We start from the raw sequence: 18,813 nt of genomic DNA, 5'->3' as shown, positions 1-18,813 counted from the left end.
CGATCCACATGCTGCCCGCTTCGTACGCGTATGACCCGGTCAAACCCCCACATACCGCCGCCTCCTCGCGCGTCGGCACGCGCCCGCGTGATAACACATGGCGTGCCCATACGTAACCCCATCCGGCGATGCAATTTCGAATTTCCCTGGGTAAATTCAATTTGCATGACTGCCGCGCAAGCAGACCTGCAAATCGACCGTCCGAGAGTGGCCGACGGGGCCGCTCTGTGGCGGATAGCGAGGGATTCCGAGGTCCTCGACCTGAACTCGTCCTACAGCTATCTGCTCTGGTGCCGGGACTTCGCCGCCACGTCGGCCGTCGCCCGCGACGGGCACGGTGTGCCGGTCGGCTTCGTCACCGGCTACATACGGCCGGACCGGCCGGACACCCTGCTCGTGTGGCAGGTGGCGGTGGACCATGCGTACCGTGGACGGAGGGTCGCGGCTCTCCTGCTCGACGGACTGGCCGCCCGGACCGTCGCGGAACACGGGACGACCACCATGGAGACCACCATCTCACCCGACAACACCGCGTCCCAGCGACTGTTCACCTCGTTCGCCGAGCGGCACGGCGCCCGGCTGGAGCGCGAGGTTCTGTTCGACACGGAGCTGTTCCCCGACGGGCCGCACGAGCCCGAGGTCCTGTACCGCATCGGTCCCCTGCCCACGGCCGCCGGCTGACCGACCGGCCTCCCGGACGACCCGGCACCCCTGGCCGTCCGGCCCCGAGACTTCCCGGCCGGGACCGCACCGGTCCCCCGGACCCGTACGACCTTCCTCTCCCACCCTCACCCAACGAGGAGCGATTCGTCGTGACCATCACCCAGCCCGACCTCAGCGTCTTCGAGACCGTGGAGTCCGAGGTGCGCAGCTACTGCCGCGGCTGGCCCACCGTCTTCGACCGTGCGCTCGGCAGCCGCATGTACGACGAGGACGGCCACGAGTACCTCGACTTCTTCGCCGGAGCGGGCTCGCTCAACTACGGGCACAACAACGCCGTCCTGAAACGCGCGCTGATCGACTACCTGGAGCGGGACGGCGTCACGCACGGTCTCGACATGTCGACCACCGCCAAGCGCCGCTTCCTGGAGACGTTCCAGAACCTGGTGCTGCGGCCGCGTGACCTGCCGTACAAGGTCATGTTCCCGGGCCCGACGGGCACCAACGCCGTGGAGTCCGCGCTGAAGCTGGCGCGGAAGGTGAAGGGACGCGAGTCGATCGTGTCGTTCACCAACGCCTTCCACGGCATGTCCCTGGGCTCGCTCGCCGTGACCGGCAACGCCTTCAAGCGGGCCGGCGCCGGCATCCCGCTGGTACACGGCACGCCGATGCCGTTCGACAACTACTTCGACGGCACCGTCGAGGACTTCCTGTGGTTCGAGCGGCTGCTCGAGGACCAGGGCTCCGGCCTCAACAAGCCGGCCGCCGTGATCGTCGAGACCGTGCAGGGCGAGGGCGGCATCAACGTCGCCCGGGCCGAGTGGCTGCGCGCCCTGTCCGAGCTGTGCCGGCGCCAGGACATGCTGCTCATCGTCGACGACATCCAGATGGGCTGCGGCCGTACCGGCGCCTTCTTCTCCTTCGAGGAGGCGGGCATCACGCCGGACATCGTCACCGTCTCCAAGTCGATCAGCGGCTACGGCATGCCCATGGCCCTGACCCTGTTCAAGCCGGAGCTGGACGTCTGGGAGCCGGGCGAGCACAACGGCACCTTCCGCGGCAACAACCCGGCCTTCGTCACGGCGACCGCCACCCTGGAGGCCTACTGGGCCGACGGGTCGGCGATGGAGAAGCAGACCCGCAAGCGCGGCGAGCAGGTCGAGCAGCACATGATCGCCATCACCGAGGAGAACCTCGCCGACGTCAAGGAGTACCGCGGGCGCGGTCTGGTCTGGGGCCTGGAGTTCCACGACAAGGCCCGCGCGGGGAAGGTCGCGGCGCGCGCCTTCGAACTGGGGCTCCTGATCGAGACGTCCGGCCCCGAGAGCGAGGTCGTCAAGCTGCTCCCGGCGCTCACCATCACGACCGACGAGCTGGACGAGGGCATGAAGACCCTCGCCCGGGCCGTGCGCGAGACCGCCTGACACCGTCGGCGCCGCCCGGCAGCACCGTACTTCCGGCGCTCTCGGCCCACGCGGCCGAGGGCGCCGGGGACCCTTGCACACCCTTCACCTAGGAGGCATCGCAACACCGTGATCGTCCGTTCGTTCAAGGAGATCGAAGGCACCGACCGGCACGTGAAGTCGGCGTCCGGCACCTGGGAAAGCAAGCGCATCGTCCTGGCCAAGGAGAAGGTCGGCTTCTCCGTCCACGAGACGATTCTGTACGCGGGTACGGAGACGTCGATGTGGTACGCGAACCACATCGAGGCCGTCGTCTGCACCAAGGGCGACGCCGAGCTGACCGACCGCGAGACGGGGAAGACGTACCACATCACGCCTGGCACGATGTATCTCCTCAACGGCCATGAGCGGCACACGCTCAAGGTCAAGGAGGACTTCCACTGCATCTGCGTGTTCAACCCGCCCGTGACCGGACGGGAGGATCACGACGAGAACGGCGTCTACCCGCTGCTCACCGAGGAGGTGTGAGTCACCGTGACCACGACCACGAACGTCACTGACCTCTATCCCACCCGCGGCGCCACCGAGGTGGCGACTCCCCGGCAGGACCCGGTCGTCTGGGGCTCCCCGGACGCCCCCGGTCCGGTCGCGCCCGGTGACCTGCGGTCCCTCGAGCGCGACGGCTTCCTCGCCATCGACCAGCTCATCGGACCGGACGAGGTCGACGTCTACGCGCGTGAGCTGGAGCGACTCACCACCGACCCGGCCGTCCGCGCGGACGAGCGTTCGATCGTCGAGCCGCAGTCCCAGGAGATCCGGTCCGTCTTCGAGGTCCACAGGATCAGCGAGGTCTTCGCGAAGCTCGTGCGTGACGAGCGTGTGGTCGGGCGGGCCCGGCAGATCCTCGGCTCGGACGTCTACGTCCACCAGTCGCGGATCAACGTCAAGCCGGGCTTCGGGGCCAGCGGCTTCTACTGGCACTCGGACTTCGAGACCTGGCACGCCGAGGACGGCCTGCCGAACATGCGCACGATCTCCGTATCGATCGCGCTCACCGAGAACTACGACACCAACGGCGGTCTCATGATCATGCCGGGGTCGCACAAGACGTTCCTCGGGTGCGCGGGGGCCACGCCGAAGGACAACTACAAGAGGTCCCTGCAGATGCAGGACGCGGGGATCCCGTCCGACGAGGCGCTGACGAAGATGGCCTCGGAGTACGGCGTCAAGCTGTTCACCGGCAAGGCCGGCTCGGCGACCTGGTTCGACTGCAACTGCATGCACGGATCGGGCGACAACATCACGCCGTTCCCGCGCAGCAACGTGTTCATCGTGTTCAACAGCGTGGAGAACACGGCGGTCGAGCCGTTCGCGGCACCGATCCGGCGGCCGGAGTTCATCGGCGCGCGGGACTTCACACCGGTGAAGTGACCCGCGTCTGAACCCGGGCAGGGGCCTTTTCGTGTGGGACGGGAGGCCCCTGCCCGATATTGTCGCGGCCGCGCTGTCGCGCACCGGCTGTCTCAGCCCGCCAGCACGTCCAGCAGCCGGTCGACGTCCGCCGCGGTGTTGTACAGGTGGAACGCGGCCCGCAGATTGCCCGCCCGGTCGGAGACCTGCACGCCGGCCCGGCCCAGCTCACCCTGCCGGTGGCCCAGTCCGGGCACCGACACGATCGCGGATCCCGGCGCGGGCACCGGCTCCTGCCCCAGGGAGCCCAGTCCGTCCCGGAACCGGTCGGCGAGGGCGGTGTCGTGGGCGTGCACGGCGTCCACGCCCAACTCCTCGATCAGGGCCAGGGAGTGCCGGGCGCCCGTGTAGGAGAAGAGAGCCGGACTCTCGTCGAAACGCCGGGCGGAGTGCGCGAGTTCCTCGACGGGGCCGTAGCAGCTGTCCCAGGGCCGCTCGCCCGACGCCCACCCGGCGAACAGCGGCGTCAGCCCACCGAAGTCCTCCGGTACGACGAGGAAGGCGACGCCGCGTGGGCAGAGCACCCACTTGTAGCCGACGGCGGCCACGAAGTCGAAGTCGCCCGCGGCCAGCGGCAGCCACCCGTTGGACTGCGAGGCGTCGATCAGCGTGCGCGCCCCGTGCGCCCGGGCGGCGTCCCGCAGCGCCGCGAGGTCGGCGATCCGTCCGTCGGCGGACTGGACGGAACTGACCGCGACGAGCGCGGTCCCAGGTCCCACCGAGTCGGCGATCCGCTCCAGCGGCACGCTGCGCACCTTCAGGTCGCCGCGCGTGTGCAGCGGGTTCACCAGGGAACTGAAGTCGGCTTCCGCGGTGAGGACTTCGGCGCCCGCGGGCAGCGAGGCGGCGACGAGCCCGCTGAAGGTGGCGACCGACGAGCCCGCCGCGACCCGGGTGGCGGGCACCCCCAGGAGCCGGGCGAAGGCGGACCGGCACGCCTCGACGTCGGCGAACATGTCGAGCGGCTGCCCCTCGGCGGCGGACGCCGCCGCGTCACGCATCGCGACGAGGCTCCGGGCGGGGAGCAGGCCGGTACTGGCGGTGTTCAGGTACGTGGTCTTCGGGGCGAACTCGGCACGGACGAGGTTCTCGAAGCTCTCCATGGCACCACTGTGCGGCCCCGGCACCTCCCCGTCCATCGCGTATTTCTACGCGGTTCCTCCAAGCAACGCTTATGTGCGGGCCCTCACCTGGGGCTCTCGGCCCCCGGCACCGCGCATCCGTCGGGACCGCACGCCTCGGCACCCCCGTCGTCGATCAGCTTCAGGGGCGTGCGCTCGCCCCAGGCCTGGGTCAGCGCCTGGGCGAAGACCTCCGCGGGCTGGGCGCCGGAGACGCCGTACGCCCGGTCCAGGACGAAGAACGGCACGCCCGTGGCGCCGAGCTGCGCGGCCTCCCGCTCGTCGGCGCGCACCTCGTCGGCGTAGGCGGCGGGGTCGGCGAGCACCTCGCGGGCGGCGTCCGCGTCCAGGCCGGCGGCGACGGCCAGCTCCACGAGCCGCTCGTCGTCGGCGAAGACGGAACGCTCCTCGGCGAAGTTGGCCCGGTAGAGCGCGTCCAGCAGCGCCTCCTGCCGGCCCCGTTCCTTGGCGAGGTGCAGCAGCCGGTGCATGTCGAAGGTGCTGCCGTGGTCACGGTCCCGGGTACGGTAGTCCAGGCCCTCGGCGGCGGCCTGCGCGCCGAGGTTGTCCTCGCCGGCCCGCGCCTGCTCCTCGCTCATGCCGTACTTCGCGGTGAGCATCGTCAGCACGGGCTGGACGTCGTCCTTGGCCCGCCCGGGGTCCAGCTCGAACGACCGGTGGACCACCTCGACGCCCTCACGGTGCGGGAAGGCCGCCAGGGCCTTCTCGAAGCGGGCCTTTCCCACGTAGCACCACGGGCAGGCGATGTCGCTCCAGATCTCGACGCGCATGTCTCGGCTCTTCTCCAGTCGTACGGGGGCGGAGGCGCTCTTCGCCTCGCACGTGAACGTCCGGGCGGCGGGCCGCATTCCCCCGGTACGTCATTCCCCCGGTACGTCATTCTGCCGGCACGTCGAAGCGCAGGAACAGGTGGTGGTCGCCCTCGGCGGGCGGGTTCTCCGGGTCGGGGAACCAGCCCCGGCGGGCGTAGAAGGCCTGGGCACGGCGGTTGTCGACGTGTACCTCCAGGACGGCCGTCCGTCTGCCGTCGGCGCGCCACTGTTCGACGCAGGCCGTGTGCAGGGCGGTGCCGATGCCGGAGCGCCAGTGGTCGGGGGCGACGTGGAACTGGAACAGCTTGACCGTGTCCGCAGGGCCGTCCTCCGGGACGCGGAAGGAGGCGATGCCGACGAGGCCGCCCCGTTCCACGGCGCAGAGCACGTGCCCGTCGGGCCGTTCGGCGGCGGTACGCCAGACGGACACCCAGTCGAAGCCGTCGTCGGGGAGTCCGTCCGGGTAGTACGTCGCCCGGGCTCGGGCGTGCAGGGCGGCGACGGTCTCGGCCTCGACGGGCAGGGCGGTGCGGATCACCCGGCTTCCGGTCACACGTTCGCTGATCATGCAACGCAGGACGCGGAAGCCGGGGCCTCCGGTTGCGTCAGCCGCCGTCGCGCAGGTCCGCGGGCGCGGACGGCCGGAACTCCAGGTGGTCGTACGTCACCACGCACCCCTCCCCCGTCGGTGCCTGGGCCAGAAAGCCGACCAGGGCCGCGCCGGTCTCCTTCTCGTCGCCCAGGGTGAACAGCCGGACGAAGATCCAGCGCTCGCCGTCGAGGGAGGCGTGGAAGGCGAAGGCCCGTCCGGTCCGGCTGACTCGCAGCCAGACGGAACTCCCGTCCACGGTGAAGGAGTTGCAGTCGTCGGAGTGCCCCCGGGTGACCACCGTGCAGACGGTGGGCACGGCCGGGGAGTACTCCAGGCACAGCTTGGCCCAGGCCCGGTCGCCGACGTGGACGTAGAGGACCCCGGCGTCGAAGGCGCCGTTGAACCCGACCGTGACGCGGGCGATCAGCTGGAAGTCGCCGTCGGGAGCGCCCAGCAGCCGGGGCGCGTCGGAGGCGGGCTCCAGCTCCTCGCCGGTGGGCGGCACGAACCGGTCCTGCCGGGGTCCGGCCGTGCCCGTGAGCACTCCGTCCCCGTAGGTCCAGCCGCCGTCGGGGCCGTGGGGGCGGAGGGGGAAGGGCAGTTCGGGAATCTCGAGATCCATGGCCCTATCGCTCCAGAGCCCCGTTGAACCGGCGAGGCAGCCCCAGCGGGTTTCCGTCCCGCAGCTCCGCGGGAAGCAACGCCTCCGGCGTGTTCTGGTACGCGACCGGCCTCAGCCACCGCTCGATCGCGGTACCGCCCACCGACGTGGACGTCGAGGTCGTGGCCGGGTACGGCCCCCCGTGCTGCTGGGCCGCGGCCACGGCGACCCCCGTGGGCCAGCCGTTGACCAGCACCCGCCCCGCGAGCGGCGTCAGCTCCGCGAGGATCTCCGCCCCGCGCCCCTGGCCCGCCGTCTCCTCGGCGGAGAGCTGCACGGTCGCCGTGAGGTTGCCCGGCAGCCGGGACAGCACGCCCCGCACCTCGGACTCGTCCTCGTAGCGGGCCACCACGGTGACCGGCCCGAAGCACTCCTCCAAAAGCAGGTCGTGCTCGCCCTGGGCCGCCAGCCGCCCGGCCGGTACGGTGAGGAAGCCGGCGGCGACGGTGTGCTCGCCGCCCGAGCCCGGCGTCACCGGGGAGTCCACGTCGGGCAGCGCCGCGCGCTCGGCGACGCCGGCGACGAAGTTGTCCCGCATGCGGTGGTCGAGCAGTACGCCGGCGTCGGTGTCGCTGACCGCGTCCGTGAGGGACTTGACCAGGCCGTCACCGGCGGCGCCCGTCGGCACCAGGACCAGTCCGGGCTTCACGCAGAACTGGCCGACACCCAGGGTCATCGAACCGGCCAGCCCCGCGCCGATCGCCTCCGCCCGCTCGGTGGCCGCCGCCTCGGTGACGACGACCGGGTTCAGCGAGCCCAGCTCTCCGTGGAAGGGGATGGGGACGGCACGGGCCGCCGCGGCGTCGAACAGCGCGCGGCCACCACGTACGGACCCGGTGAAGCCGGCCGCCGCGACCAGCGGGTGCCTGATCAGTTCCACGCCCGCCTCGAAGCCGTGCACCAGGCCGAGGACGCCGTCGGGGAGGCCGTGCCGGTCGGCGGCCCGGCGCAGCACCTTGGCGACCAGCTCGGACAGGGCCGGGTGGTCGGGGTGCGCCTTGACCACTACCGGGCAGCCGGCCGCGAGGGCGCTCGCGGTGTCGCCGCCGGGGACGGAGAAGGCGAAGGGGAAGTTGGAGGCCGAGTAGACGGCGACGACACCGAGGGGCACCTTGTAGCGGCGCAGGTCCGGGATGGGCGGGGTGGCGGTGTCGTCGGGGTGGTTGACGACGACGCCGAGGAACTCGCCCTCGTCGACGATGTCGGCGGAGGCCCGCAACTGGTAGCTGGTGCGGGTGAGTTCGCCGGTGAGCCGGACCGGGCCGAGCGCGGTCTCCGCGTCGGCCACCTCGACGAGGGTGCTCTCGGCCGCCTTCAGCTCGTCGGCGGCGGTGCGCAGGAAGGCCGCGCGGACACTCCGGTCGGCGAGGGCGTCCCGGGCGGCGTGCGCGGCGCGGACCGCGGCGTCCACCTCCTGGGCCGAGGCTTCCACCGCGACCTGTTCACGCTGCTTCCCGGTACGGGGGTCGACACTCCAGACTGGTGCTGCTGCCACCGCGGGTCCCTCCACGTGCTCTGCGTCGGACGTGCTCTGCATCGGAGGCGTCCGGTACGGACTCGGTCGATCGCGACTCGTTCGTCGCGATCAACTCGTTCGATATACTGAACGCTGTCTCTGATGATGAATATGCTGTTGGAGACTATATCTTCAGCTTCCCGTCGAACGAAGGGGTCAAGGGCGATGTCTGCTGTCGAGACGGGGGGCGGAGCGCAGGTCAAGTCCGCGGTACGGACGGTCGAGCTGCTCGAGTACTTCGCCGGACGCCCCGGTATGCACTCCCTCGCGTCGGTCCAGGAGGCCGTCGGATACCCCAAGTCGAGTCTCTACATGCTGCTGCGCACGCTGGTGGAGCTGGGCTGGGTGGAGACGGACGCCACGGGCACGCGGTACGGCATCGGGGTGCGGGCGCTGCTGGTCGGCACGTCGTACATCGACGGCGACGAGGTGGTCGCGGCGGCGCGGCCGACGCTGGACCGACTCTCCGACGACACCACGGAGACCATCCACCTCGCGCGCCTGGACGGCACGAACGTCGTCTATCTGGCCACCCGTCAGTCGCAGCACTACCTGCGGCCCTTCACCCGGGTCGGCCGCCGGCTGCCCGCGCACTCGACGTCGCTGGGCAAGGCGCTGCTGAGCACGTACACCGACGAGCAGGTCCGCAAGATGCTGCCCGAGACGCTGCCCGCGCTGACCGAGCACACCATCACCGACCGGGAGCGGCTCATCGAGGAGCTGCGCCAGGTGCGGGAGCGGGGCTTCGCCGTGGACCGCGAGGAGAACACGCTGGGGCTGCGCTGCTTCGGCGTCGCGGTCCCCTACCGCACGCCCGCGCGGGACGCGATCAGCTGCTCGGTGCCGGTGGCGCGGCTGACGCCCGCGCACGAGCAGATGGTGAAGGACGCGCTGTTCGACGCGCGGGACCGGCTGACACTGGCCACGCGTAGGCTCTGATCAGGTTCTCAAGGCCGCGAACCTCGCCCTTCGGGGCGGGGACATGGCCGGAATCCAGCCGCACTTGAGCCTTGACACGATCATCCGCTATCGCGTTAGCCGTGTCCCAGATCGTGAAGCGGGCGTACAAGTACCGCTTCTACCCGACCAGCGAACAGACGGAGCTGCTGGCAGAGAGGTGAAAGGCCTGCGGAGGGCCGGTAAGACCACCCCCGGAGAACTCCGGGGAGGCGCAGCCCGATGAAACAGGAACATCATTCCCGCGAGGGAATGAAGCCCCGCCAGGGCGGGGAGAAGTCACCCATGCACATCGCTCTGCGCGAGGTACACGACAGCGACCTGCCCGTCTTCTTCCGGCAGATGAACGATCCGGAGGCCCTGAGCATGGCGGCCTTCACCCCCGAGGATCCGGCGGACCGGGACGCCTTCGAGGCCCACTGGAGGAAGATCCGGGCCTCGCTCGCCGTCGTACGGACGATCCTGGGCGACGGTGACGTCATCGGCAGCGCGGCGGTGTACGGGGAGCCGGGCGAGCGCGAGGTGACGTACTGGGTGGACCGCGCCCACTGGGGCCGGGGTGTGGCCACGGCGGCGCTGCGGGTGCTGCTGGCCGAGGTGCGCGACCGCCCGCTGTACGCGCGGGCGGCGGCGGACAACACCGGGTCGCGGCGGGTCCTGGAGAAGTGCGGCTTCGTGACGAGTGCCCGCGCCCGGGGGTTCGCCCCGGCCCGGGGCGAGGAGATCGACGAGGTCGTCCTCCACCTCGCGGGCTGACCCGCTCCGCCGCGCGGCGGAGGCGGATCGTCGGCGCGCAGGAGGTGCCGGGGGGCCTTGGCGCGGGAGCGTGGAGGCATGACGCCGACGCTCGCACCCACTTCCGCCACTTCGGCCGCCCCGTCCCCCGCGCCCACCCGGACCCGGGGGCTGCTGCGGGCGGTCGCCGTCGTCTCCTGCCTGCCGTATCTCACGCTCAAGGTCGCCTGGATCGCGGGGAGCCGGACCGGGATCCCGGACGGCAGCGTCCTGCTGGACCACCGGGTCGCCATGGCGGTGGGCAACGGGCTCACCGTCCTGCTGGACAGCTGTGTGATCGTACTGGCTCTGGTGCTGAGCCGGCCGTGGGGTCTGCGGGTGCCCGCGCGGCCGCTGGCCTTCCCGGTGTGGGTCGCCACGGGGCTGCTCGCGCCGATCATGGTTGGGTTCCCGCTGCAGCTCCTGACGCAGGCGCTCGGCGGTGGCACCGCGACGGCGTCCGGCCCGGGACACGAACCCTTCCTGCACTCATGGGTGTTCGCGGTCGTGTACACCGGGTTCATCGTGCAGGGACTCGCCCTCGGGACGCTGTTCGCGCTCTACGCGCGTGACCGCTGGGGGCATCTGTGGCGCGGACGGGTGTGGGAGCTGCCGGTCGCCGTCGTGGGGACGCGGTACAAGGCCGTCGCCGTCGCCGCGGCGGTCCTCGCCCCGTTCCCGCTCGCCGTCCGGCTGTACTGGGCGTGCGGCGGCACGGCGGGTCTCGGGGCGGCCGCGGAACGCACCGTTGACTTCCGGGTGCTGGACGGCATGCACGTCGCCCTCCTCCTGGTGGCCGTGGCCGGCACCCTGCTGCTCGCCTTCCGCCGTGCCCGGATCCTGCCGGTCACGGTGCCCCTCGCGACGAACTGGGTCTGTTCCGGCGCCGCGGCCTGCTGGGGCGGCTGGCTGCTGCTCGCCGCGCTGCTGCCGTCCGACGATCCCGCCGACCGCCCGGCACTGCTGATGACGCTCACCTACGCTGGCCAGATGACCGTCGGTCTCCTCCTCGCCTCAGTCGGCGCCCACTTCCTCGCCCGGCGGTCGGCCACTGCCCGCACGCGGCCGTGACCGCACTCGCCCGGCTCCTGTTCGGCCGGCGGGCACGTCTGCGGTGGATCCACCTGATCCTCGGCGGCGCGCTCGCCATGCCGTACGTGCTGGTCGGTTCGGTCGTCGTCGGCCCGGTCGCCGGGGACGCGGACGTCTTCCGGTCCCTCTCCCTGCAACTGGCCTCGTTCGCCTTCGGGTTGCCGCTCGCCGCCGTCACCTCGCTGTTCCCCCTGACCCGGCCCCTGGAGTCCGGCGTCGTGCGGTGGCTGTGCGGCGTGGCGGCCGACCGGCTCGCGTACGGGCCCGCCCGGACGAAGGGCGAGAAGGGGCGTACGGCGGCCTGGTTCACGCTGCACCTGGGGGTCGGCGGGATCATCGCGGGGATGTCGCTGGCGGTGCCGCCGTTCGCGGCCGCGCTGATCGCGCTGCCCTTCGTACCGGCGCTGCGGGACGAGGGGACGGGGCTGCCCGGTGTCCTCCACCATGCCTGGGCGCTCGCGCTCGCACCGGTCGCGGGGGCCGCGATGCTGGTCGCGCTCGCCGGATGCGCCGCCGGGTGCGGCGCGCTGCTGGCCCGTTGGGCGCCCGCGCTGCTCGGCCCGTCCCCCGAGGACCGGGTCGCGGCGGCCGAGGCACGCGCCGCCGACCTCGCCGTCCGCAACCGGCTCGCGCGCGAACTGCACGACTCGGTCGGCCACGCCCTGAGCGCGGTCACCCTCCAGGCGAGCGCGGCCCGCCGACTCCTCGACACCGACCCGGAGTTCGTCCGCGAGGCCCTCACCGCGATCGAGGACACCACCCGCCGTACGGTCGGCGAACTCGACGCCGTACTGGGCGTACTGCGGAACGGCGACGCGCCCGGCACCGCGCCGGCCCCGACGCTCGGCGCCGACCTCGACGGCCTGCTGCGCCGCACCCGTGCGGGCGGCCTGCGGGTGACGGCCACCGTCGCCACCGACCCGCAGGCGCTGCCGCCGCTGGTCTCCCGCGAGGCGTACCGCATCGTGCAGGAGGGGTTGAGCAACGCGCTCAGGCACGGGGGCGGGCAGGTCACGGTGGCCCTGCGCGTCGAGGTGCTGGACGATCAACTGCGGATCACCGTCGAGAACCCTCTCCGTGACGCCGGTGAGACCGGTGAGGCCCGCACCCCGCGCCCCGGCGGCGGCCATGGCCTGCGCGGCATCACCGACCGCGCCCGACTGCTGGGCGGCGCGGCCCAGGCGGGCGGCGCCGGGGGGACGTGGCGGCTCCACGTGCGACTGCCGCTGAGGGGCACGGCATGACCGGCCCGGAGAACACCGTACGATCCGCCGGGAGGTGGCCGTGCGCCCCGCCGCGAGGCGAGGGCCCAGAGCCCCGTCCTGAGGAGGCGGACTCGTGCCCGCCGCCGCGCCAAGGCCGGAAGCCCCGTCCCGAGGAGGCGGACTTGTGCCCCGCCGTAGGGAGGGGCCGTGCGACCCGCCGCGAGGAGACCGTGTGACCCGCTCACGGAGGACCCCATGACCCGACCGCCGATCCGGATCGTCCTCGCCGACGACGAGCGCATGGTGCGCACCGCCCTGCGCGCCATCCTCTCCGCCGAACCGGACCTGGAGATCGCCGGTGAGGCGGCCACGGGGACCGAGGCCGTCTCCGTCGTGCGGGAGACCCGGCCGGACGTGGTCCTGATGGACGTCCGCATGCCCGAGACCGACGGCATCCGCGCCACCGAGCAGATCCTCGCCACGCTCGCCGAGCCGCCCCGCATCGTGGTCGTGACCACCTTCGAGAACGACTCCTACGTCTACGACGCGCTACGTGCCGGGGCCGCCGGCTTCCTGCTCAAGCGCGTCGACGCCGACACCCTCGTCCAGTCCGTACGGCTGGTGGCGCACAGCGACACGCTGCTGTTCCCGTCGGCGGTACGGACGCTGGCGGCCGAGCACGCGCGCGCGAACCCCGACCCGCCCGCCTGGGTGGCGCGGCTCACGGAACGCGAGGGCGAGGTGCTGCGCCTGATGGCGACCGGGCTGGCCAACGCGGAGATCGCGGAGCGCATGCGGGTGGGGCCCGCCACGGTGAAGACCCATGTCGCGTCGGTACTGGCCAAGACCGGCACCCGGGACCGCACCCAGGCGGTCATCCGGGCCTACGAGGCGGGCTTCACGAAGCCGGTCTCGTGACTCCGGTCGTGACTCCGGTCTCGGACTCCGGTCTCGGACTCCGGTCTCGGACTCCGGTCTCGGACTCCGGTCTCGTGAGACCGGTTGTATGAACCGAAGATGAGAAAATGGGGCGATGGGAACGATTCGCTCCCGGCCGTTCGTCCTGCCAGTGGGATGAACAAGACGATCAGGCGTGCATCGGTCTTCACGCTGCTCCTGGTGTTCGCTCTGCTGGTCAGGGCGACCTGGGTGCAGTTCTACGACGGCCGGGCACTCGCGGACGACAAGGAAAACCGGCGCAACGCGATCGAGACGTACGCGGAGCCGCTGGGGAACATCATCGTGGCCGGCCGGTCGATCACCGGCTCGGCGCCCACGGAGGGGGGTGACCTCGCCCACAAGCGCACGTACGACAAGGGCAAGCTGTACGCGGCGGTGACGGGCTACGCCTCGCAGGCGTACGCGCCCACGCAGCTGGAGGGCATCTACCAGGATCTGCTCAACGGCACCGATCCCCGGTTGAAGACGGTGATGGACACGGTCACCGGCACCCGGGCCGAGCCGGGCAACGTGGTCACGACGATCGACCCGGACGTACAGAAGGCCGGGTTCGAGGCGCTGGGCGAGACCAAGGGCGCCGCGGTCGCGATCGACCCGAAGACGGGCAGGATCCTGTCGGTCGTGTCGACCCCGTCGTACGACCCGAGCTCGCTGACCGACGCCAACACCGCCGGCGAGGCGTGGGAGAGGCTCACCGGGGACCCGGACAAGCCGCTGACCAACCGGGCGCTGCGCCAGCCGCTGCCGCCGGGCTCGACGTTCAAGCTGGTCGTGGCGGCCGCCGCGCTGGAGGACGGGCTCTACGGATCGGTGGACGAGAAGACGGACAGCCCGGACCCGTACCGGCTGCCGGGCACCGTGACGGACCTGACGAACGAGAATCCGAACGCCCCCTGCGAGAACGCCACGATCCGCACCGCGCTGCAGTACTCGTGCAACAACGTCTTCGCGAAGATGGCCGTCGACCTGGGCCAGGACACGCTGCGGGCCACGGCCGAGAAGTTCGGGTTCAACGACGAGACGCAGGACGTTCCGGTGCGGGCCCACACCAGCGTGTACCCGAAGGACATGAACAAGTCGTCGACGGCCCTGACGGGCATCGGCCAGTTCGACGTGACGGCCACCCCGCTGCAGATGGCGATGGTCTCGGCGGCTCTCGCCAACGGCGGCGAGCTGGTCTCGCCGCACATGGTGTCGCAGATCACCGACAGCGGCGGTGACGTCCTGGAGGACCCCGGCGACGCCGGCTCGAAGCGGATCGTCAGCTCCTCCACCGCCGAGCAGTTGCAGTCGGCCATGGAGACCGTCGTGGACAAGGGCACGGGGTCGAACGCGCAGATCTCCGGCGCGACCGTGGGCGGCAAGACGGGAACGGCCCAGCACGGCGAGAACAACAGCAAGACCCCGTACGCCTGGTTCACCTCGTACGCCGAGTCCGACTCGTCGGACAGGGAGGTCGCCGTGGCGGTCATCATCGAGCAGTCCGACGCGGCCCGCTCCGAGGTCAGCGGCAACGGCCTGGCGGCCCCCGTGGCCAAGGCGATGATGGAGGCGGCGCTCAAGAGCTGACTCTCCCGGACGGGTTCGGTCTGTCACACGGCGTTCGACGCACCGCACGGGCGGTGTGTCGGACGCTGCTACAGTTCCGGATTCCGTCCCGGCGCACGGCTGTTCGACGCCGGGGAAGCCGCTGCGAGGAGAATCCGCCCGTGGGGACAGTCGTCGACGACGCCGCCTCGGCGGAGTTCCACGCCTTCTTCGAGCGCCACTACGCCGAACTCTCCCGGCTCGCCCACCTGCTGACCGGCGAGCCGGACGCCGCCGACGACCTCGCGGCGGACGCCCTGCTGGCCCTGTGGCACCGCTGGGACCGGGTCCGCGCGGCCGACCACCCGGCGGCGTACGCGCGCGGTGTCGTCGCCAACCTCGCCCGCACCCGTATCCGCACGGCCGTGCGCGAGCGCAGACGGATCGCCCTGTTCTGGTCGCAGCGCGAGGAGAAGACGGAGAACCCGGACGTCCCGGGTGTGGTGGACGTCCAGGAGGCGCTGCGCCGACTGCCGTTCCGCAAGCGGGCGTGCGTGGTGCTGCGGCACGCGTTCGACCTCTCCGAGAAGGACACGGCGCTCGCCCTGGGCGTCTCGGTGGGTACGGTCAAGAGCCAGACGTCGAAGGGAATGGCCGAACTGCAGCGGTTGCTCGGCACCCGGGCGGCCCCGAAGCAGATGCGCGCGGTGATCGCGCGCAGCGAGACCCCGGGAGGGAACCGATGACCGGGCAGCGGGACCGGGACGAGGAGCTGCGCGCCCGGCTGCGTGAGGCGGCCGGAGCACACGAGCCCGACCGGGCGCGCGTCCTGGCCAGGGTCGAGCGCGGTATGGCGGGCCGGGGCCAGGACCGCGCCGGGCACCACCGGGCGACCCGTCCGCCGCTGCTGGGCTGGGCCCGGGTGGCCGGTGCCACGGCCGCGGTGGCGGGAGTCCTGGCTGTCGGCGGCTACGCGGTCGCGTCCGCGGTCAAGGACGACGCTCCCCCGCAGCGCTCGGTCGCCACCTCGCCGACCCCCGCACCGTCCCCGGACGGCACCACGACCCGGGCGCCCGCCCCGCCGGCCGACCCGACGCCGAGCACCGCGCCCGAGTCGGAGAAGGCCCCGGACACCTCCGCGTCCTCCCGGCAACCGACCGCGCCCGGCACCGGGGCCGGGGCCGGCACCACCGAACCACCCGCCTGGGCCGTCGAGGACGGCCCGCTGTGGTCGGACGGCTCCGTGGACCCGCACAGCAACGACTTCTGGGCCCAGAGCAACATCACCCTCAAGACCGGCGAGCCGCTGACCGCGCTCACCGTGGAGCTCAGGGTGGCGCAGACCGGCGGGGTCGCCTCCACCGGCGCCTGGCGGTCTCTGCCGGAGGACGACTTCACGCTCACCGTCGAGGAGCGGGACGGTTTCCTCGTCCACCGGTGGAAGCTCAAGCAGGGCCGTACGGTCCCGGCGGGCGAGTGGATGTTCGCCGGCCAGTACGACCACGAGCGCGGCGGCCGGGACGCGGGCGGCGACCGCTACTCCGCGACGGCCACCGCCGGGTCCGGACGACTGACGGTGAAGGGCGACTTCGCGCCCCGCGACGGCGGTTCCTGAAAGAAGTCCGAACGCACAGGCCCCGCGACCCCGGCAAGGCCCGGACGACCTCCCCTGGCCCCCTCGGCCGGCCCGTCGAACGCCCCCGCCGGCGGGCCGGCCCGGAGTCGGTCAGGCCGGTGCCGGGGTGACCGACCCCAGCCATGCGAAGGCCTCGTCCTGCATGCGCGCCGGGAACGCGTGTCCGACGTCCGGCCAGGTCTCGGCGCGCAACCGGTCGGCGGCGCCTCGGGACCGCCAGACGGCGCGCAGCCTCGCGTGCGCGGCGCGGACGCCCTCGGCGGTGAACAGGCGGTCCCGCTCTCCGCCGAGGAACAGCATCGGCCTGGGCGCGGCGATGCTCGCCACGTCGGGGATGTCGAGGTACCGGGCGAGTCCGGGGTGCAGCATGTGGAACGCCGACTGCCCGCGCAGGGAGTTGTTGCCGGGCACCATCATCTCCTTCAGGCCGGTCATCCAGCACACGCTCACCGCGGCGGCGACGTGGTCGCTGAGGGCGGCGGTCTGCCAGGCGCGGTAGCCGCCCATGGAGAAGCCGACGGCCGCGATGCGCCGGGCGTCCACGCGGTCGAGGGAGGCGAGGAAGCCGGCGGCGCGCTCGTCCTCGCGGGCCAGCAGCCCGGCGAGGGAACTGCCGAGGTGGAAGAGGTTGCCGGCCAGGGCCTGTTGCCGGGTGTAGGTGAGCGGTTCGCGGTCGCCCCACCCCAGAGCGTCCGTACAGAACACCACGTACCCGCGCCGGGCCAGTTCGTCGCCGAGGAAGCGCCCGTCGAAGTGCCGGTCGGCCCACTCCTGGGCAGCGGCGAGCCGGGAGTCGTCGTACCAGGGCCGGACCACTTTCTCCTTGCCGATGTCGAACCGGGAGCCGTGGTCGTGCAGGAGCAGGACGGCCGGGAAGGGTCCGGACCCGTGCGGGGTGAGCAGGGCGCCGCGGACCCGCCCGTAGCGGGTGAGGGAGAGGGTGACCAGTTCGCGTGTGCAGCCGTCGCCGTCCGAGCGGGCGGTGGACCGCGGGGCGTACGGCGTGGCGTCCTGCCGGTCGACGAGCAGGTGTTCCTCGACCGTCGCGCGGGCCGTCCGCCGCCACGCCTCGAAGTCCCTGACCGGCGAGGTGCCCCAGGCCAGCGGGAAGGTCAGTTCGTCCTTGAGCGCCGGGTGGAAGCCGGGCAGGGCACGGGCCGGGCCGTCGGGCAGGTCACCGGAAACGTCACCGATGGCGGGCATACGGCCGCCAGTCGCCGAGGTATGCCTCCCGGGTGTGCGACGCGGCCTCGGCGCGGGTGAGCCGCGGCCGGTTCCCGGGGACGGTGATCGCGGCACCGGGGCCGGTGTTGCGGTACTCACGGAAGCGCTGCTCCTGCCAGGGGTGCGCGTCCCGCATGTTGGCGTAGGGCTGGACCGCGTCGATGCCCGCGCCGAGGTGGGTCTCGCGCACGGTGAGCATCGGCCGGGCGGTGGTGTCGGAGCTGGGCACCCAGGGGCGGGCGAGCTTGTAGTAGCGGTCGGGGGCCTCGCTGCTGATCCGGCCGCGGGTGACGAGGTAGCCGCGCGGGTTGGCGCCCGCCGTGGACGGGGCGAACACGAAGCCGTGGGGGGCGCCGGACAGGTCGGTGCGGACCAGGGTGCGGAAGTGGCAGCGTTCGTACACGGCCGTCGCCCGGCCGAAGACGAAGTCGACGTCGCCCTCGACGTAGCAGTGGGCGTAGTACTGGCGGGCGAAGAGGCCGAGGTCGCGGGTGTCGGCGTACAGGGTGTCCTGGTGGCCGAGGAAGCGGCAGTGGTGGAACGCCGAGCGGTCGCCCTGGACCTTGATGGCGACGGCCTGGGTGCCGGTGACCTCGGGGTGGTCAGCGCGCAGCCAGTCGTTGGCGAAGGTGATCCGGTGGGCGGTGAAGCCGTCGGCTCGCACGGTGGTGGTGGCGGAGCCGCTGGTGCCGTACGTGCCGGAGCCGTCCGGTCTGGGGGTGCCGGCCGCGTTGTCGTGGACGATGACGGTGTCGCGGGGGTCCGCGGAGGCGCCGATCCAGGTCGCCCCGGTGCGGTCGGCGTCGACGGAGACCGTCTCGCGGTAGGTGCCGGGGGCGAGGACGAGTGTCCAGCCGTTGCCCTCGGCGGCGGTCACGGCGGCCTGGACGGAGGTGAAGTCGCCGCGGCCGTGCGGGTCGACGTACAGGGTCTTCGGGGTGCGGCGGGCGTCCGGTGAGCCGTACCGGCCGAACGGACGCGGGTGGGGGCGCCGGTGCGGGTCCGGGCTCGGTCGGCTGCCGGCGACGGCGGGGCCCGCCGCGAGGCCGAGGGCGGCGCCCGCGCCGGCGGTCGTCAGGAGGAAGCCTCTGCGGGACAGGGCGGGTCGGTGCATGCCGGAGCTCCTTCACGGTGCGGGGCGAGGTGAGAGGGCCGGGGCGGTGCGGGCGCCCCGGCCCTCGG

At 72.3% G+C, this 18,813-nt stretch carries 20 protein-coding genes; 13 read left to right on the top strand and 7 right to left on the bottom strand.

Annotated features, from left to right (window positions below):
* Nucleotides 1-165 precede the first annotated feature (165 nt).
* The 4 genes from ectA to thpD all read left to right on the top strand — a co-directional run bounded on the left by ectA (nucleotide 166) and on the right by thpD (nucleotide 3,494).
* Nucleotides 166-681, top strand: coding sequence for a diaminobutyrate acetyltransferase (gene ectA, locus ABEA26_RS08650; protein ID WP_345590718.1), 516 nt, complete (start codon nucleotides 166-168; stop codon nucleotides 679-681).
* A 131-nt stretch (nucleotides 682-812) separates the two neighbouring features.
* Entirely contained in the window at nucleotides 813-2,084 is a 1,272-nt protein-coding gene (ectB, locus tag ABEA26_RS08645; protein ID WP_345590717.1) for a diaminobutyrate--2-oxoglutarate transaminase, read from the top strand.
* 108 nt (nucleotides 2,085-2,192) lie between these two features.
* A complete protein-coding gene (locus ABEA26_RS08640) occupies nucleotides 2,193-2,591 on the top strand; it encodes an ectoine synthase (RefSeq protein WP_043374438.1) in 399 nt (132 codons plus the stop codon).
* A 6-nt stretch (nucleotides 2,592-2,597) separates the two neighbouring features.
* The gene (gene thpD / locus ABEA26_RS08635; protein ID WP_345590715.1) at nucleotides 2,598-3,494 is read left to right on the top strand and encodes an ectoine hydroxylase; all 897 of its coding nucleotides are present in this window, start codon (nucleotides 2,598-2,600) and stop codon (nucleotides 3,492-3,494) included.
* A 92-nt stretch (nucleotides 3,495-3,586) separates the two neighbouring features.
* On the opposite strand, the gene ABEA26_RS08630 is transcribed toward thpD, so the two are convergent.
* From ABEA26_RS08630 to ABEA26_RS08610, 5 genes are all read right to left on the bottom strand, one after another.
* Nucleotides 3,587-4,672: an aminotransferase class V-fold PLP-dependent enzyme gene (locus tag ABEA26_RS08630; RefSeq protein ID WP_345590713.1), complete on the bottom strand. Its 1,086-nt coding sequence runs from the start codon at nucleotides 4,670-4,672 to the stop codon at nucleotides 3,587-3,589.
* 47 nt (nucleotides 4,673-4,719) lie between these two features.
* Entirely contained in the window at nucleotides 4,720-5,445 is a 726-nt protein-coding gene (locus ABEA26_RS08625; protein ID WP_345590711.1) for a DsbA family oxidoreductase, read from the bottom strand.
* A 106-nt stretch (nucleotides 5,446-5,551) separates the two neighbouring features.
* Nucleotides 5,552-6,055, bottom strand: a complete 504-nt coding sequence (locus ABEA26_RS08620) for a GNAT family N-acetyltransferase (protein WP_345590709.1) — start codon at nucleotides 6,053-6,055, stop codon at nucleotides 5,552-5,554.
* A gap of 37 nt (nucleotides 6,056-6,092) precedes the next feature.
* Nucleotides 6,093-6,701 carry a DUF1349 domain-containing protein gene (locus tag ABEA26_RS08615; protein ID WP_345590708.1) on the bottom strand — a complete coding sequence of 203 codons (609 nt, stop codon included), beginning with the start codon at nucleotides 6,699-6,701 and terminating at the stop codon, nucleotides 6,093-6,095.
* A gap of 4 nt (nucleotides 6,702-6,705) precedes the next feature.
* Nucleotides 6,706-8,235: an aldehyde dehydrogenase (NADP(+)) gene (locus tag ABEA26_RS08610; protein ID WP_345590707.1), complete on the bottom strand. Its 1,530-nt coding sequence runs from the start codon at nucleotides 8,233-8,235 to the stop codon at nucleotides 6,706-6,708.
* 186 nt (nucleotides 8,236-8,421) lie between these two features.
* Between ABEA26_RS08610 and ABEA26_RS08605 the strand changes: the two genes are divergently transcribed.
* The 9 genes from ABEA26_RS08605 (at nucleotide 8,422) to ABEA26_RS08570 (ending at nucleotide 16,386) form a co-directional block, all read left to right on the top strand.
* Nucleotides 8,422-9,195 carry an IclR family transcriptional regulator gene (locus ABEA26_RS08605; RefSeq protein WP_345590705.1) on the top strand — a complete coding sequence of 258 codons (774 nt, stop codon included), beginning with the start codon at nucleotides 8,422-8,424 and terminating at the stop codon, nucleotides 9,193-9,195.
* A gap of 101 nt (nucleotides 9,196-9,296) precedes the next feature.
* On the top strand, nucleotides 9,297-9,377 hold the full coding sequence (locus tag ABEA26_RS36280; protein WP_425587800.1) for a helix-turn-helix domain-containing protein: 81 nt from the start codon (nucleotides 9,297-9,299) through the stop codon (nucleotides 9,375-9,377).
* Between the two features lie 121 nt (nucleotides 9,378-9,498).
* Nucleotides 9,499-9,969: a GNAT family N-acetyltransferase gene (locus tag ABEA26_RS08600; protein WP_345590704.1), complete on the top strand. Its 471-nt coding sequence runs from the start codon at nucleotides 9,499-9,501 to the stop codon at nucleotides 9,967-9,969.
* Between the two features lie 78 nt (nucleotides 9,970-10,047).
* Nucleotides 10,048-11,058, top strand: a complete 1,011-nt coding sequence (locus ABEA26_RS08595; protein WP_345590703.1) for a hypothetical protein — start codon at nucleotides 10,048-10,050, stop codon at nucleotides 11,056-11,058.
* Complete coding sequence (locus tag ABEA26_RS08590; RefSeq protein ID WP_345590701.1) at nucleotides 11,055-12,323, top strand: sensor histidine kinase; 1,269 nt, start codon at nucleotides 11,055-11,057, stop codon at nucleotides 12,321-12,323. The genes ABEA26_RS08595 and ABEA26_RS08590 overlap by 4 nt, the downstream gene beginning before the upstream one ends.
* A gap of 216 nt (nucleotides 12,324-12,539) precedes the next feature.
* Nucleotides 12,540-13,202, top strand: a complete 663-nt coding sequence (locus ABEA26_RS08585; protein ID WP_345590699.1) for a response regulator transcription factor — start codon at nucleotides 12,540-12,542, stop codon at nucleotides 13,200-13,202.
* A gap of 156 nt (nucleotides 13,203-13,358) precedes the next feature.
* A complete protein-coding gene (locus ABEA26_RS08580; RefSeq protein ID WP_345590697.1) occupies nucleotides 13,359-14,813 on the top strand; it encodes a peptidoglycan D,D-transpeptidase FtsI family protein in 1,455 nt (484 codons plus the stop codon).
* A gap of 140 nt (nucleotides 14,814-14,953) precedes the next feature.
* A complete protein-coding gene (locus ABEA26_RS08575; RefSeq protein ID WP_345590695.1) occupies nucleotides 14,954-15,517 on the top strand; it encodes a SigE family RNA polymerase sigma factor in 564 nt (187 codons plus the stop codon).
* Complete coding sequence (locus ABEA26_RS08570; RefSeq protein WP_345590693.1) at nucleotides 15,514-16,386, top strand: hypothetical protein; 873 nt, start codon at nucleotides 15,514-15,516, stop codon at nucleotides 16,384-16,386. Before ABEA26_RS08575 ends, ABEA26_RS08570 begins: the two co-directional genes overlap by 4 nt.
* Nucleotides 16,387-16,497: 111 nt before the next feature.
* On the opposite strand, the gene ABEA26_RS08565 is transcribed toward ABEA26_RS08570, so the two are convergent.
* Both ABEA26_RS08565 and ABEA26_RS08560 read right to left on the bottom strand, forming a co-directional pair.
* A complete protein-coding gene (locus tag ABEA26_RS08565) occupies nucleotides 16,498-17,610 on the bottom strand; it encodes a dienelactone hydrolase family protein (protein ID WP_345590691.1) in 1,113 nt (370 codons plus the stop codon).
* Nucleotides 17,594-18,745 (bottom strand): pectinesterase family protein, encoded by a 1,152-nt coding sequence (locus ABEA26_RS08560; RefSeq protein WP_345590690.1) that lies wholly within the window; start codon nucleotides 18,743-18,745, stop codon nucleotides 17,594-17,596. The genes ABEA26_RS08565 and ABEA26_RS08560 overlap by 17 nt, the downstream gene beginning before the upstream one ends.
* Between the last annotated feature and the right edge of the window lie 68 nt (nucleotides 18,746-18,813).

This window comes from Streptomyces marokkonensis, assembly GCF_039539045.1.
Taxonomy (GTDB): domain Bacteria; phylum Actinomycetota; class Actinomycetes; order Streptomycetales; family Streptomycetaceae; genus Streptomyces; species Streptomyces marokkonensis.
Note: the sequence above shows the minus strand (reverse complement) of the source record. Positions and strands in the feature narration are given on the sequence as shown.